The sequence below is a fragment of the Bacillus sp. RO1 genome (assembly GCF_012524115.1).
Taxonomy (GTDB): Bacteria; Bacillota; Bacilli; order Bacillales; family Bacillaceae_I; genus Sutcliffiella_A.
This window is the reverse complement of the sequence record NZ_JAAZWB010000059.1, coordinates 1-14,518: the sequence shown is the minus strand read 5'-3', so window position 1 is coordinate 14,518 and position 14,518 is coordinate 1. Positions and strand designations below refer to the sequence as shown.

Sequence of the window (14,518 nt, the reverse complement as noted above, 5' to 3'; positions counted from 1 at the left end):
CTCCTTTTTCCTCGTCACTCACGTCTTCATGACCGTGATGAGGACCTCCCTACTCCTTTTTTTTCGTCACTCACGTCTTCATGACCGTGATGAGGACCTCCCTACTCCTTTTTTTTCGTCACTCACGTCTTCATGACCGCGATGAGGACCTCCCTACTCCTTTTTCCTCGTCACTCACGTCTTCATGACGGCGATGAGGACCTCCCTACTCCTTTTTCTTCGTCACTCACGTCTTCATGACCGCGATGAGGACCTACCTACTCCTTTTTCCTCGTCACTCACGTCTTCATCCCGCCGATTAAGAATTACCAGACGATTATTCCGCCATTCATAATTACCTAGACAATAAAAAACACCACTCGAAAGTGATGTTTTGTAAAAAGAATTATAAAAAGAGCACTACTAGTGTTCCTACAATAAAGCAATAAATCGAGAAATAAATTAAATTACCTCTGGCCATTATTCCCATAAACCATTTTAAAGAGAAATAGGAAGCTATAAGAGAAGCAATAAATGCCAAGGAGTAAGGTAAAAGGATTTCATTAACATTATCCATTCCCAAAATATCTTTTATTGCTAACAGGATACTCCCGACACTAACAGGGATAAAAAGCAAGAAAGAAAATCTCAAAGCTGTCTCCTGTTTCATTCCACGCGCCATTGCAGCAACAATTGTTGCTCCAGAACGACTAATACCCGGAATTAATGCAACTGCCTGGGCAAAGCCCACAATGGTTGCGTCCTTGAAGGAAAGTTCCGCATCATTCTTCCTGCCTCGGAGGTTACGAATTAGCCAGAGTGCTATTCCTGTCACAATCAACGTAATACCAATGACTTTAATATTTTCTAAAGCATCTGATATTACATCACCATAAACAACACCAATCACTCCTGCAGGGATAGTAGCTACAATCAGGTAGATTACAAACATGAAGTCAGCTTTATCTTCCTTATCTTTTTTCGCCACGAATCTCAACGCACCAAAGAAGAGTCTTGCTATTGACTCACGATAAATAATAAGAATAGCAATCAAGGATGCTGCATTAACAACAATCTCAAATGTTAAGCCTTCCAATTCCATCCCCATAAGATTTTGTAAAATCATTACATGACCACTTGAAGAGACGGGAATAGGCTCAGTAATCCCCTGAAAGATCCCGAGGAATATGTACTTCAATAAAACCAAAAATTCTTCCATACCATTTAAACCTCAATTTCGTATAATAATAAACACTAAATATAAGACGTAAGCTATAGCCAAAAAGGTTCCTTCTATTTTCCCAATCCGGAAATTTGTTCTTGAAAATACCAAGAGAATAACCGTTAATACCACTAAAAGACCGATATCAACAAATATTTTGCTATTAACGGGAAGCGGAGTTATTAATGAAGAAGTTCCCAATACGAATAATATATTAAAAATATTACTTCCTACGATATTACCAAGGGCAATTTCACTTTGTTTCTTGATCGCTGCCATAATAGACGTAACAAGTTCTGGTAAGGAGGTTCCAATCGCTACGATGGTCAATCCAACAAGTGTTTGACTCATACCTAATGAAACAGCAATTTCCGTACTATTTCTTACAACTAATTCTCCACCAAAAATGATGGCAGCAAGCCCAATGACAGTTCGGAAGGTATTCTTACCCCAGGTCGGTTTCACAGAGGTTTCTTCCACAGGAATTTTATCACGATTATTTCTTGCAACTTCAAAAATATAATACATAAATACCGTGAAAATCAATAGAAATATTAACCCATCACTTCTAGTAAGCAAGTTTTCTGAAAAGCCTTGAAGGGCAATATCACTAATCAATACAAGTAGCACAGCACTTCCTAATAAGGTAAAAGGTATTTCCTTTCTGATTGTCTCACTCTCTACCTTCAATGGATTCAATAATGCTGTTAGTCCAACTACAAGGGTAATATTAAAGATATTACTACCAATAACATTCCCCAGTGAAACTTCTGCACTCCCATCTAACGCTGCCAGAATACTTACTGTGGCTTCAGGCGAACTTGTTCCGAATGCCACAATGGTCAACCCAATCAATAATGGGGAAATACGGAGGATTTTAGCAATGCTAGAAGCACCATCCACAAACCAATCTGCTCCTTTGATCAACAATGCGAAACCGACAACCAATAATAAATAGGTCATGACTAACTTTCCCTTCTTGGAAAATGAATGATTTAATACAATTCTACTTTACCTGACTGCTCTACTAATTGATGATACCAATCTTTTGTTTTTTCTGCATCTTTTGAGTTAATGAAGATCGTATCATCATTTGTTTTAACTAATAAATAGGGAGAATGATCTTTATAAATAAACAGCAAGCTGTTACCAAAATCTTTGACCTTAAAGTGCCCTTTAGAGATGGATTGCATTCCATATCCGTTTGTGCGAATTAGTACCTCAGGCATTTCTTCCAATAACTCGACCTGGGTGATCTCCTCATAATTCCACTGATCTCCATAAACACCGCTAATCTCGAATGAATTTTCATTCAAAGTCAACTCAGGCTCTTGAAACCCTAAGTAGAAAACAACCATTAAAATGCCGAACGTTACGACAGCAACAGAAATACTAATGATGTAACTTTTTTTACGCTTTTGGGGAATTTCATATTTGGAAAGATAAATGATTCCTCCCAACAACATGACAACCATTACCCCTATTTGAACTTCCAAAGCATAAGGGAAAGGAGTAAATAATAACGGAAGTAAAATTAGTAATACCAATGCAGTTAAAATTAGCAGCTTTCCTGTTTTCTGCGGTAAGCCATTTTGAATCAATTCTTCTTGTTCTTCTTTAGGACGTGAACGAAAACTTGATATCAGTCCATATGCTTCTTTTTGTAAAATAGCCCATCCAATTAATAAAAAGATCAGCACTAACATGAGTTGTATAAAAAATAATATCAACATATATTTTTCCTCCTTAACCTTTCATTCTTTTCAATTCTTACGTTTTTTAAATTCTATAAGTTTCAATTTTGAAATATCTTATTAATAGCTTGAGAGTAAAACCGCAAAAGAAGTGCTGCTATCAAGGATAAGAAAGGAGCTTTTGTATGATAAGAGTAGTCTATTACTATGTAATCTTGTTCATGACATTAATGATGACCATCGGAGGAAGTGTCGCAGCATTCATGGCAATTGCAGATATTGTTTCCCCCTCTAGCTATTATCAAACTTATAGCGAATATAAGGAGATGAAAATTGCCAACAAAACAAAATATGATGAATCAGGCAAACCAATTTCGGAACAACCAAAAATTGATGATGACGAACTGCTTGCCGAATATAACACAGTAGTGGCCCAAGAAAAAGAGCGAAGCAAGGAAATGGCGTGGAATACATTGATAAAGAGTTTTGGTTGGATAATCATTCCTCTACCTATCTTTATTTTCTATCAACGAAAAGTTAGGCGGAACGAATAATTGAATTTAAGATACAACAAAAACCGGGCGAATAGTTACATCCGCCCGGTTCTCTTTTTAACCACCTCTTACCTTTTTTTTCTGATTTTCGACTATACCAAATTTCTGTTTAAGATATCGGTACAGGTAGATGCTCGGAAGTATAGCAACAACTAATGCAACAAACATATAGCCCTCTATTTCTGCTGATAACAATCCGTTGGCAATAAAACTTAATAATAATAAATAAAGTGCATTTCCTATAAAAGTAGCGATCAGAAAGGGCATTAATCTAATGGAACTTACTCCACCTGTAATATTAATGAAACTAGAAGGTACAAATGGGATCAGTCGCAAGAATAAAACAAACAAAAAACCGTTCTGTTCCAGCTTTTCTAAATACGACTTTTTCACTTTATTAATAAGAAGTGATTGAAACCAATAACGAAAAACAACGAACGCGACCAACGCTCCAATTAAACTAGTAGCAAGACTCCATATATATCCGCAGACAAGTCCAAACAAAGCGATATTAATGACAATTATCCCCACAATTGGAATGAGCGTAATCAGGTTTTGAATGAGCATTAATGAGAAGGTTAGTAATAGTAAGAAATATATTTCCTCTTCCAACATCAACTGAATTTTTTCCATATCACCGCTTTTAAAAATGGAAAACCATTCTGTTTGAACAACCCATATTAAAGAACATACCACTACTATGAAGGTGAATATCCTCCAGATTTTATGATTGTGTATAGATGCTCCCTCCCCTGCCTGATCTTAGTCAAAGATAGTTACTGATTTCTACCCTATACAGATTTTTATGAGAATATGAACACAAAATGAGTAATTTTTTATTGGTTATGACTTTCCTAGAGTACTTTACATAATTATAGCAATTTTATCGTAATAAAGTACCATCTTACCTTCACCCCCCTCATTAATTTTTTATTGAGGACAATTTTTTGTCACAGTTTTTAGTTGAAAGCGCTTTACATATTTTTTACAAATACCCTATTGACGAATTGAAAAAAGGGGAGTAAATTAAGTATCATCATTTCATACATTTTAACCTATTGCTTAATCTTACAGAGCGGGGGAACCATATTGATAACCTGACAAATGTCAGTATATCTAGGGGTGAATCGTACATATACGAAGAGGACTCTCATTCTCTAACCCGACAGCTAACCTCGTAAGCGTATTGAGAGAAGGGTCTGATTGTTATAAAAGAGACCATTCTTTGAGTTGCAAAGATTGGTCTCTTTCTGATGTTTCTAGAACGGGAATATGTAACTTAGTGTTGTGGGTAAACCCCATGTTGACTGAAGTGAAGGGTGTGAGACTCCTGAGGGAGATAGCGGTAGCTTGAGACCCCGCAACGTAGTGAGGAGGCTCAAGCACCGCCCAAAGGATAAGCGAACACCCGGAACGAAAGGAAACATGGAGTTTAAACCTGCCCCCATTTTTCAAGAGAGAAGGAATAATAATGAAAAAGCAATTTGTTGTCATTGGATTAGGTCGTTTCGGAGGCAGCATCGTGGAGGAATTCTCCACACTTGGAGTAGAAGTCCTCGCTATAGACAAAAACGAAGACAACATTAACAAAATAAGCGAATATGCAACACATGCCGTTCAGGCAAATGCAACAGACGAAGCCACACTTAATTCCCTGGGAATCCGAAATTTCGATCATGCCATTGTGTCCATGGGGGATGACATTGAATCCAGTATACTTACAAGTTTGCTTCTAAAGGAGATGGGCATTAAACAAGTGTGGGTAAAGGCAACCAATAAATATCACCAAAAGGTTTTAGAGAAGATCGGTGTGGACCGGATCATCCAGCCTGAACGGGATATGGCCAAAAGAGTTGCCCACCATGTTGTGTCGGATAAAATCTTCGACTACATCGAGCTGTCTGATAACCATTGCATCGCTGAGCTTTTCGCGACGAAGAAAGTAAGTAACAAAAGCCTGACAGATTTAGATCTACGTGCTAGGTTCGGATGTACGCTTATCGGTATACAAAGAGACGGGGATATCATGATCTCTCCTCCCGCAGATGAAATTATCCGAGAAGGGGATTTACTGATCATCCTTGGACGGAATGAAGACATTCACCGTTTTGAAGATGTAGGAATCTAACCATGTGGCGCCGTTCCATTATTAATCTCAGTCCACCACAGCTATTGATTGTGGTTTTTATCTTTTTTGGACTTTTAGGTACGTTACTTTTAATGTTACCGATATCCACCACGAAATCAATTACACTAGTGGATGCCTTATTTACTGCTACGTCTGCAATGACGGTTACAGGGCTTGCGGTCGTCGATACCGGCACTGCATACACCTTATTTGGCCAAATTGTCATCTTGTTCCTGATTCAAGTGGGCGGAATCGGTATTATGACGTTTGCAGTCCTGATTTTTATCATGCTCGGGAAAAAAATAGGTTTTCAAGAAAGATTAATTTTGCAACAGGCACTGAACCAAACATCTGTTGGAGGGATTATCTTATTAGTCAGAAGAATTATTATCTTCTCTTTCCTTATTGAAGGAATAGCAGTATTACTGTTATCCTATCGATGGATTCCTGAATACGGGTGGTGGGACGGCTTTTATTACAGTGTCTTCCATGCTATTTCCGCATTTAACAACGCTGGTTTTTCCATTTGGTCTGATAGCTTAATGCAATATGTTGGTGATCCTGTTGTGAACATTGTAATTTCTTTTCTTTTCATCATTGGTGGAATTGGATTTACTGTACTGACCGATCTCTGGTACACAAAGGAGTTTCGTAAGCTTACCCTGCATACAAAGATTATGCTATTCGGAACATTAGTTATTAATATACTTGCTATGTTTGTATTCTTTGTGTTGGAATACTTCAACCCTAGTACTCTAGGAAATTTCACCTTCATTGAAAAAATATGGGCTTCCTATTTTCAGGCGGTTACAACTCGAACTGCCGGCTTTAACACAATAAACATAGGATCTATGGAAACCGCCTCTATTATATGGACGCTTCTGCTTATGTTCATCGGAGCAGGGAGTACTTCAACAGGTGGAGGAATTAAACTAACAACATTTGTTATTATCATTTTAGCTGTAAACACCTTCATAAAAGGCAAGCGTGAAATTGTCATTTTCAAACGTTCTATACACCAAAATTATGTAATAAAAGCTCTTGCGATTTCAACCATCAGTATATTATTCATTTTCTTCTCCTTGTTCATCCTGACGATAACGGAACAAGCAGAGTTTCTTTTTTTATTATTTGAAGTAATTTCAGCTTTTGGTACTGTGGGATTATCAATGGGAATTACGGGAGATTTAACGGAAATAGGCAAATGCGTGCTTGTATTCATAATGCTGCTGGGAAAATTGGGACCATTGACCTTGGCCTATTCCCTAGCAAAACCAAAACCTGCGAAAGTAAGATATCCAAACGAGGACCTGCTTACAGGATAAAAAAAAGCTCCCATCAACAAACGTTGGGAGCTTTATTCTTTGTAAACAAAAACCATAGCTGGTGATTGGAGCAAAAGGCGAAGACTCCCGAAGGAGATAGCGGTAGCTTGAGACCCCGCAACGGAGTGAGGAGGCTCAAGCACCGCCCCTAGGAAAGCGAAGCCATTTGCGGAAATCAGCAGCGGTGTCTGAACAACATCTATAATCAATGACTTTTTTAAATCAAATATTAGTAGTATCTTTTACGGAATCCTTCCTCCATCAAGTACTGCTTTGCTTCATTATAGGAAGGAAAAGTTCCGTCCAAATTTTTTCCTGCATACACATTCCACATGTCGTCTTCCAATACAACATGCAAAGAATGACCTTCATCGTTTGCCCACCGCTCTTCTTCAAATTCCTCTGTACTTACTTCTACTTCATACTCTCTTCCCAGGAGCTCAATGGACTTATTGATAAGTTCACGGAGTTCATCCTCACCAAACTCACGAATATTCACCATACCTTTATCGTCAGTCTTATAGCCTTTGATTCCCTTGGCATAAACAAAACCGTTGCCGTTTGGGTGTAAGTGATAAACTACGTTTTTCTTATCGCTTTGACTTTCTTCATATTGGAAGTTTACCCGTTTAAGAGATACGTCTTTTCTTGTTAGTTGGGGAAAAGATTGTACAATTTCAAGTTTTTGTTCAAAAGTTAGCATAATGCCTCCATGTTATGTAAGATTCTTTCGGTACATTATAGCACTTGACTTGATTGAAGGAAAGAACGTTAGGGGAGTTGATATGGGGATATCTTAAAGTTGGTTGATGAACCGGGCAGCCTTGAAGCTGCCCGGTTCATCAACTGCTTAAAATGTTTGTGCTTTATCTTTCGCACGCGCAATGGCGTCCTCTTTAATCTCGTCAGCTTTATCAGGCATTGCTGCATGACCTTCCACAAAGATACCTTCAAAAGATGGAACGCCGAAAAATTGCATAAGTACTGTTAAATAACGATGCCCCATTTCCATTCCTGCAGCTGGACCCTCTGAATAAATACCTCCGCGCGCCTGGATATGGATTGCTTTCTTATCCGTTAACAAACCAACAGGACCTTCTGCTGTGTACTTAAACGTTTTACCTGCAACAGCAACGGAGTCAAGATATGCCTTCATTACTGGTGGAAAGGAGAAGTTCCAAAGTGGTGTTACAAACACATATTTATCTGCTCCGATAAACTGCTCGGTTAACTCGGACAGTCGGCTCACTTTTCCTTTTTCTTCATCAGAAAGCTCTTCAAATCCTTTTCCTGTTTGCAATTTTCCCCAACCGCTGAATACATCTGCATCAATATGCGGGATATGTTCTTTGTATAGATCTACATGGACTATATCATCGGCTGGATTCGCCTCTTTATAAGAGTCAATAAATGCTTTCCCTACCGCCATGCTGTAGGATTGTGTGTCATCATGTGGATGTGCGGTGATGTATAAAACTTTTGCCATTTTGTATCGTTCCTCTCTTTGTTTGAAGTAGTTTATTTTAGTTTGCTACCAAAAGCCATAACTTACCAACTATCTTGAATTAAATTATTATTAATTCGAGATAATGATATAAAATATAAATCCTTTTTGCAAGTAACTTGCTCTTAACAAAAAAAATAGACCCATCATCAACACATGATAGGTCTTAAAGAATTACTTATTCTTCGTTATGTAGGATATATGGATTACCGCCGATATGTTTTCTCATATCGTCAGTCATTACAAATGACTCATTCAAAGCATCAGCTGCATTTTCTTTCAAATCGGACTGGACACTGCCATCATAATGGTTTGGCTTTCCTTCCATCAACAACACCCCCTACAATTGTATGGTTAGTTTATACAACTATTGTACTATTTTATTCTACGTTTAGATAGATGTTTTTGGGACAAAAAGAAAAATCCTCCAATAATGATAACAAGTTTCCACTTTCTTTATCTTGTTCGATGAAAAAGAACAACTGCCCTAGACAGTTGCTCTTTGATTCTCCATTATTCACCTAGTAAATATTCACTTATATCTAATTCTTGACCGGATGCAAGTGCTGCATCATAATCCAATTGAACAAACTCATAAGTCTCATCGATTAGTGGAACAAATTGAAATTCAAATATTAAAACATCCCCAGGTTCGTATTCAGTAGTGAGATCTCCGTCAAAAACCATACTATGCGATTGCTGTGGAGCAAAGCTAAGGGTCGATTGATTAGTTGTATCATCATATGCGATAGCTTGGAGTTCCCCGCTAACTTTAATGGTTTCCCACACATTAAAGCTTCTGGCAACATGCACCTGCTTCCCCCACCCTTTATCGTAAAACTCATATAACATATCTGCGAAAGTGTAGACTTCTTCTTTTCCCTCCGCCTTTAAAGATCCCTTGTGCATGTCAGAAGGAACAAGATAACTTTTCCCATTCACTTCTATATATTTTTTGGAAGTCGTCACCATATCTTTAGGTTCTCTCGATCCTGTATTGGCAACCCTAATTCTCTCCATAAATTCTTGTACCTTTTTTTCATTTTGGAGTGTGTTTTCCATAACTTCCTCATTCCATAATTCATGATCATCTACATAATCCTTTACATCACGTTCATATAAGTCTTCAATCTGCTGTCTAGTTAATGTATACTTTCTATTTTCGCCATAATAATCAATATCAAAGGTAACATATTCTCCATTTTTGAAGAATGTAAAGTAAGTCGTTGCATTAAACGTGATGGTCCATGGAAGATTGGAGACATGAAATACTTCTTTTTCGAAGCCTGTAGCGGATGTTTCTTCCGTCACCTTATAGTACATGTGAATTCCCATTGGTTCTTCTTTTGTCTGTAATTCCATTCCATTTGCATAGTAGCTGCCAGGCAACACTTGACCGTGATACTTGCCAAGTGCACCGTGGTTGCCAATATATGCTCTGTCAGCATCTATTTGATCATGGACCTCAATAGACTTTAGATAAGCAATATAATTCTCATAACTCTTTGCTTCCTCCGGCGCAGAGGATCTTGGAGCTTCCCCTTCGCTACCCGTGAAGAGGATAAATGAAAATAAAGCTAAAGCGACGACACTGACCGTCAATAATGCAGCCGATTTTACTTTTGGCAACCACCCTTCCAGCGTCGCATTCTCCTTATGATTCATTATGGCGTGATGTAACTCATCTTTTGTTTCATCTTTTAGTTTTGGCTTAGGCAATGTTTGAAGCTTTTTATCCAATTCCTTACTCAACTACATTCCCTCCCAACTTATTTTGCAGGGCCGATTTTGCACGATGAAGCGTGGACCGCACTTTATTTTCGGTCCATCCCATAGCTGCTGCGGTTTCTTGAACAGATAACTCTTTAATGCTCCTCATGATCAATACTTCCTGATAGGGTTCTTTTAGACTCCTAATCGCGTTTAATAATTCCCTCTGCTCTTCTGTGACAAAGTATAAGTGTTCTGGTGTATTTTTTTCGGTACTCTCTGGTACTGTTCCGCTTTCAAACTGTAACGACCATTTCCATTTATCCCGTTTAATTTTTCGATGGGCATCAATAGCAATGTTTCTTGCAATGCTATAAAGCCATGTTTTAGGGGAAGCTTCCCCCTTATAACGATCAAGACTGTTAAGTGCACGTATAAATACTTCCTGTACTAAATCCTCAACATCATGATGTTTGGAATTCAATCGGTACAATAGAAATTGATAAATATCATCACTATATAAATAAAACCATTGAGAAATGACTTGTTTATTGGACATCCTTTTCCCCCGTTTGTTGCAGTCTCTATATGTTTAGACGAATCTTTTTTCATTTTATCGCAGTTTAAACGAAAAAAAGAGCCTTTCCTATTTCACCAGGAACGGCCCTACTTACGTGACAAATCTATTTAAAAGGTTTCTTTTATAAAAATAGGCAATCAATAATAATAATTTAGAAGGTAATTTTTTTGGAAATATCCTCAATTTATAAAATTTATGATACCCTCTCTTCAAATCATTCCATTGAGTACAATGTTTATCCTGTTCAAAACGCACCACATCAATAAGCTTTACCTTTCCATCCGTGGTAATAAGAATGTTATGAAGATGGATATCGGAAGGATTTAGCCCTCTATTTTTTGCTAACAAAATAGCATGATCAACTTCCTCCAACACATTCTCCTCGATATGTTTTCCCATTACCAAGCATTCAAACAGAGTAGCCCCTTCAATAAAGTCAATGACAATATAATTCTGTCCTGAGTCATGCATCACAGGGAAGAAAGGGATTTCCTTTAGCTTATCATATATTTTCGCTTCTCTTTTTGCTAGATGTTCAAAAGGAGGATAGAACACTTTTAGCACTCTATTCGCATTCTTCAGCTTAAAAACATATGCACTTCTACCAGATCCGGCTATAGTAAGCTGCTGATCGTTAAAAGAATCGACTACAACATTTTTATGAGTTCGCTTAAAAACAACAGACTCTGCAAGTTTCTGATAAGATATATCCATTTCTGTAGTTCCCCTCATCTGGCATCCCCTACTCTCCTAGATACATTAAGATCCTAATTCCTCCAAGAGGTTCATCATTGTTGTCACTTCATCAATTAATGTGATAAGCTCTGAATCTTGCAGCTTCTCAAGTGCCACTTCCCCATCTACCATTGCGTTTTCTATTACATCTTGAAGCTCTTGGTTTTTATCTACAATCTGCTGATGAACACCTTCTGCAATAGCTGGAGCCTCCGTGTTATTAAACTCATCTATTTCAACAAGCATTTCATTTAGTCTTGTTTCCAATTCTTTCTTAGCATTGGCATCTTTAGCTGCATCTTGAATCATTTGAGGTGCTTCCTCTCCAAAATTCTTCCATGTATTAATATGGTCCGTTGCTTCATTAACATATTCCAACGAACTATTAACTTCTTCCAAAACAGAACAACCGCTTAATAGAATAGATGATAGCAAAGCAAATGTAATGATAACTTTACGCAAATAAATCCCTCCTATTTCTTCATTCGTTTTTTTACTTCTTTCATTACCACTGGCAAAACCTTCTTTTTCGCAATCTTTGCACCTTCTTTCAAAATAAACGCTTTAAATAATTTTTTAATCATAGTCATGACCTCCTAGATTTTATCCCAATGAAAAAGACCCTTCACCATATTGGCGAAAGGTCCCTCTATACAACAGACCTTTGCCAGACTAATGAAGCTGACAAAGGTCTCGCTAACAACGAATTGTTGCCAACAAAGCCGAGGACATCATGTCCCGTAATGACGACTTTGCTGAAAAAGCTACTCCCCTTTGGGATAACGTAATTTTGTTACTATTATATTAGCCCATCACGTAGAGAACGTCAACTTTTCTAAGAGTTTGTAAAGGTTGTGAAAAGTTTTTCAGTACGTATTGGGACAAAATAAAAAATGTGATATAGTAATATCGAAAATCGATATCGGTTTTCGTGAACTTGAAGCTCCTTCTATCCTACAGTAAAGGAGGACTAAATTTGGAAGAAAGAGTACTTAGAAAACTGTTCCTTGGTTTTATTCAGATTCATATTCTTCATCACGCAAAAGAACATCCGGTTTATGGCGCCTGGATGTTAGAAGAATTAAGGGAACATGGATACTCCATAAGTGCTGGAACATTGTATCCTATCTTGCACACGATGGAAAAGGACGGCCTTTTGCATAGGGAGGACCTAAATGTGGAGGGGAAAATCCGAAAAAACTATACCACTACAGAAAAAGGCAATCTCATATTAAAAGAAGCAAGAAACAAAGCTTATGAACTTTTTAAAGAAATTAAAGAAGGTGATCAACATGAAGAAATCTAACAAATTAATGTCATTAATAGAAATCTTACTTGTATCAACAAGACTAGGTCTTACATCTTTCGGTGGACCAGTAGCCCATCTCGGTTACTTCCATACCGAATATGTACGCCGTAGAAAATGGCTGGATGAAAAAAGTTATGCTGACCTAGTAGCCTTATGTCAGTTCTTGCCCGGGCCTGCGAGTAGTCAGGTCGGAATAGGTATAGGAGTCATGCGAGCAGGGGTTCTTGGGGGCATTGTTTCCTTTTTGGGATTCACGTTACCATCAGTATTAGCATTAATTATATTCGCTATTATCCTGCAAGGGTTTGATGTAGGGAATGCAGGATGGATTCATGGATTGAAGCTTGTCGCGGTAGCTGTTGTCGCTCATGCCATTTTAGGGATGGCAAACAACCTTACCCCAGATTTAAAAAGAAAAGCAATCGCATTATTTGCACTAGTAATTACATTATTGTGGCAAACCGCATTCTCCCAAATTGGAGTAATACTTGTTGCAGCTATCATTGGTTTTTTCTTATTTAAACAACATATCACTGCGGACGACTCTCGTTTGAAGTTTCCGATTTCCAAGCGTTTAGCAGTAATTTGTTTAACTCTATTCTTCGGTCTACTTATCTTGTTACCCATTTTGAGAGAAGCTACTTCATTGAATTGGGTGGCACTGTTTGATAGCTTCTACCGTTCTGGATCCTTAGTATTCGGTGGAGGGCATGTGGTTCTTCCTTTACTAGAGCGCGAATTCGTGCCAACTGGCTGGATTAGTAAAGAAGCATTTCTTGCTGGGTATGGTGCTGCACAGGCAGTCCCTGGCCCGTTATTTACATTCGCAGCTTATATCGGTGCTGTCATTGATGGCTGGAAGGGCGGTTTGTTAGCAACATTCGCTATCTTCCTTCCTGCGTTCCTATTGATACTTGGTACTTTGCCATTTTGGGATTCTTTGCGCCGTAATTCCAAAGTGAAAGCAGCATTAATGGGAGTGAATGCTGCGGTTGTTGGAATTTTGATTTCTGCTTTCTACTTTCCAATTTGGACTAGTTCGATTTTAGCTCCAATTGATTTTGCTTTTGCAGCTATTTTGTTCAGCATGCTTGTCTACTGGAAGCTTCCACCTTGGATGATTGTATTAACAGGAGCCATTGGAGGAACTTTGATGGGATTGTTTGTTTAATTAATGGAATGTGAGTTGCATGGAGTTTTGCCTATGAGGACAATGTTTGGGGGCTTTCCCTTTCTCCGGGCGTCATTGCTCTTCTATGAGGACAATGTTTACGGATTTTCCCTTTCTCCGGGCGTCATTGCTCTTCTATGAGGACAATGTTTACGAATTTTTCCTTTCTCCGGGCGTCATTGCTCTCCTATGAGGACAATGTTCACGGATTTTCCCTTTCTCCGGGCGTCATTGCTCTTCTATGAGGACAATGTTCACGGATTTTCCCTTTCTCCGGGCGTCATTGCTCTCCTATGAGGACAATGTTCACGGATTTTCCCTTTCTCCGGGCGTCATTGCTCTCCTATGAGGACAATGTTCACTTATTTCCACTTCTTAAGGGAGTCATTGATTTCCTATGAGGACAATGATAACTTATTTCCACCTCTTAAGGGAGTCATTGCTTTTCTATGAGGAAAATGTGTACTGCTTTCCTCTTTCTAAGGGCGTCATTGATCTACTATGAGGAAAACATTTACTGCATTTCACCTCCAAAGGGATTACTTAAGTCTAAATTAAGAAACTGTTTACTCATTTCACTCTAGTAAGGACATCTTTTAGTTTCAAT

Annotated in this window: 16 protein-coding genes and 1 riboswitch; of the genes, 5 read left to right on the top strand and 11 right to left on the bottom strand. The window is 38.2% G+C overall.

Annotated features, from left to right (window positions below):
- Nucleotides 1–385 precede the first annotated feature (385 nt).
- The 3 genes from HC179_RS07340 to HC179_RS07330 are packed head-to-tail and all read right to left on the bottom strand — an operon-like array spanning nt 386 to nt 2,934.
- On the bottom strand, nt 386–1,198 hold the full coding sequence (locus HC179_RS07340; protein WP_168863749.1) for an undecaprenyl-diphosphate phosphatase: 813 nt from the start codon (nt 1,196–1,198) through the stop codon (nt 386–388).
- A 12-nt stretch (nt 1,199–1,210) separates the two neighbouring features.
- Nucleotides 1,211–2,164, bottom strand: a complete 954-nt coding sequence (locus HC179_RS07335) for a calcium/sodium antiporter (RefSeq protein ID WP_168863748.1) — start codon at nt 2,162–2,164, stop codon at nt 1,211–1,213.
- Between the two features lie 32 nt (nt 2,165–2,196).
- Entirely contained in the window at nt 2,197–2,934 is a 738-nt protein-coding gene (locus HC179_RS07330; RefSeq protein WP_168863747.1) for a DUF3784 domain-containing protein, read from the bottom strand.
- Nucleotides 2,935–3,080: 146 nt separating this feature from the next.
- Here HC179_RS07330 and HC179_RS07325 point away from each other — a divergent pair, with 146 nt between their 5' ends.
- Complete coding sequence (locus HC179_RS07325) at nt 3,081–3,449, top strand: hypothetical protein (RefSeq protein ID WP_168863746.1); 369 nt, start codon at nt 3,081–3,083, stop codon at nt 3,447–3,449.
- A gap of 57 nt (nt 3,450–3,506) precedes the next feature.
- Here HC179_RS07325 and HC179_RS07320 read toward each other — a convergent pair whose 3' ends face one another.
- The gene (locus HC179_RS07320) at nt 3,507–4,082 is read right to left on the bottom strand and encodes a TVP38/TMEM64 family protein (RefSeq protein WP_168863745.1); all 576 of its coding nucleotides are present in this window, start codon (nt 4,080–4,082) and stop codon (nt 3,507–3,509) included.
- 416 nt (nt 4,083–4,498) lie between these two features.
- Nucleotides 4,499–4,647: riboswitch (cyclic di-AMP (ydaO/yuaA leader) on the top strand.
- Between the two features lie 273 nt (nt 4,648–4,920).
- On the opposite strand from HC179_RS07320, the gene HC179_RS07315 reads away from it, so the two are divergent.
- Nucleotides 4,921–5,577, top strand: a complete 657-nt coding sequence (locus HC179_RS07315) for a potassium channel family protein (RefSeq protein ID WP_168863744.1) — start codon at nt 4,921–4,923, stop codon at nt 5,575–5,577.
- Between the two features lie 2 nt (nt 5,578–5,579).
- Nucleotides 5,580–6,902, top strand: coding sequence for a TrkH family potassium uptake protein (locus HC179_RS07310; RefSeq protein WP_168863743.1), 1,323 nt, complete (start codon nt 5,580–5,582; stop codon nt 6,900–6,902).
- Nucleotides 6,903–7,131: 229 nt separating this feature from the next.
- On the opposite strand, the gene HC179_RS07305 is transcribed toward HC179_RS07310, so the two are convergent.
- From HC179_RS07305 to HC179_RS07275, 7 genes are all read right to left on the bottom strand, one after another.
- Nucleotides 7,132–7,605 carry a hypothetical protein gene (locus HC179_RS07305; RefSeq protein WP_168863742.1) on the bottom strand — a complete coding sequence of 158 codons (474 nt, stop codon included), beginning with the start codon at nt 7,603–7,605 and terminating at the stop codon, nt 7,132–7,134.
- Nucleotides 7,606–7,752: 147 nt separating this feature from the next.
- Nucleotides 7,753–8,388, bottom strand: a complete 636-nt coding sequence (locus tag HC179_RS07300) for an FMN-dependent NADH-azoreductase (protein WP_168863741.1) — start codon at nt 8,386–8,388, stop codon at nt 7,753–7,755.
- Between the two features lie 196 nt (nt 8,389–8,584).
- Nucleotides 8,585–8,734, bottom strand: coding sequence for a hypothetical protein (locus tag HC179_RS07295; protein ID WP_168863740.1), 150 nt, complete (start codon nt 8,732–8,734; stop codon nt 8,585–8,587).
- A gap of 185 nt (nt 8,735–8,919) precedes the next feature.
- Entirely contained in the window at nt 8,920–10,158 is a 1,239-nt protein-coding gene (locus HC179_RS07290; RefSeq protein ID WP_168863739.1) for a DUF4825 domain-containing protein, read from the bottom strand.
- The gene (locus HC179_RS07285) at nt 10,151–10,675 is read right to left on the bottom strand and encodes an RNA polymerase sigma factor (RefSeq protein ID WP_168863738.1); all 525 of its coding nucleotides are present in this window, start codon (nt 10,673–10,675) and stop codon (nt 10,151–10,153) included. The genes HC179_RS07290 and HC179_RS07285 overlap by 8 nt, the downstream gene beginning before the upstream one ends.
- A gap of 111 nt (nt 10,676–10,786) precedes the next feature.
- Nucleotides 10,787–11,428 (bottom strand): protein kinase family protein, encoded by a 642-nt coding sequence (locus tag HC179_RS07280; protein ID WP_168863737.1) that lies wholly within the window; start codon nt 11,426–11,428, stop codon nt 10,787–10,789.
- 27 nt (nt 11,429–11,455) lie between these two features.
- On the bottom strand, nt 11,456–11,893 hold the full coding sequence (locus HC179_RS07275; protein ID WP_168863736.1) for a DUF6376 family protein: 438 nt from the start codon (nt 11,891–11,893) through the stop codon (nt 11,456–11,458).
- 514 nt (nt 11,894–12,407) lie between these two features.
- Here HC179_RS07275 and HC179_RS07270 point away from each other — a divergent pair.
- Together HC179_RS07270 and HC179_RS07265 are read left to right on the top strand one after the other, a co-directional pair.
- The gene (locus tag HC179_RS07270) at nt 12,408–12,737 is read left to right on the top strand and encodes a PadR family transcriptional regulator (RefSeq protein WP_168863735.1); all 330 of its coding nucleotides are present in this window, start codon (nt 12,408–12,410) and stop codon (nt 12,735–12,737) included.
- Nucleotides 12,724–13,911, top strand: a complete 1,188-nt coding sequence (locus tag HC179_RS07265; protein ID WP_168863734.1) for a chromate transporter — start codon at nt 12,724–12,726, stop codon at nt 13,909–13,911. The genes HC179_RS07270 and HC179_RS07265 overlap by 14 nt, the downstream gene beginning before the upstream one ends.
- Nucleotides 13,912–14,518: the final 607 nt, after the last annotated feature.

Coding starts and splice junctions, on each gene's coding strand:
- HC179_RS07310 (WP_168863743.1), top strand. CDS start 5,580: ATGTGGCGCCGTTCCATTATTAATCTCAGTCCACCACAGCTATTGATT.
- HC179_RS07295 (WP_168863740.1), bottom strand. CDS start 8,734: ATGGAAGGAAAGCCAAACCATTATGATGGCAGTGTCCAGTCCGATTTG.
- HC179_RS07280 (WP_168863737.1), bottom strand. CDS start 11,428: ATGAGGGGAACTACAGAAATGGATATATCTTATCAGAAACTTGCAGAG.
- HC179_RS07330 (WP_168863747.1), bottom strand. CDS start 2,934: ATGTTGATATTATTTTTTATACAACTCATGTTAGTGCTGATCTTTTTA.
- HC179_RS07325 (WP_168863746.1), top strand. CDS start 3,081: ATGATAAGAGTAGTCTATTACTATGTAATCTTGTTCATGACATTAATG.
- HC179_RS07320 (WP_168863745.1), bottom strand. CDS start 4,082: ATGGAAAAAATTCAGTTGATGTTGGAAGAGGAAATATATTTCTTACTA.
- HC179_RS07305 (WP_168863742.1), bottom strand. CDS start 7,605: ATGCTAACTTTTGAACAAAAACTTGAAATTGTACAATCTTTTCCCCAA.
- HC179_RS07300 (WP_168863741.1), bottom strand. CDS start 8,388: ATGGCAAAAGTTTTATACATCACCGCACATCCACATGATGACACACAA.
- HC179_RS07335 (WP_168863748.1), bottom strand. CDS start 2,164: ATGACCTATTTATTATTGGTTGTCGGTTTCGCATTGTTGATCAAAGGA.
- HC179_RS07265 (WP_168863734.1), top strand. CDS start 12,724: ATGAAGAAATCTAACAAATTAATGTCATTAATAGAAATCTTACTTGTA.
- HC179_RS07285 (WP_168863738.1), bottom strand. CDS start 10,675: ATGTCCAATAAACAAGTCATTTCTCAATGGTTTTATTTATATAGTGAT.
- HC179_RS07340 (WP_168863749.1), bottom strand. CDS start 1,198: ATGGAAGAATTTTTGGTTTTATTGAAGTACATATTCCTCGGGATCTTT.
- HC179_RS07315 (WP_168863744.1), top strand. CDS start 4,921: ATGAAAAAGCAATTTGTTGTCATTGGATTAGGTCGTTTCGGAGGCAGC.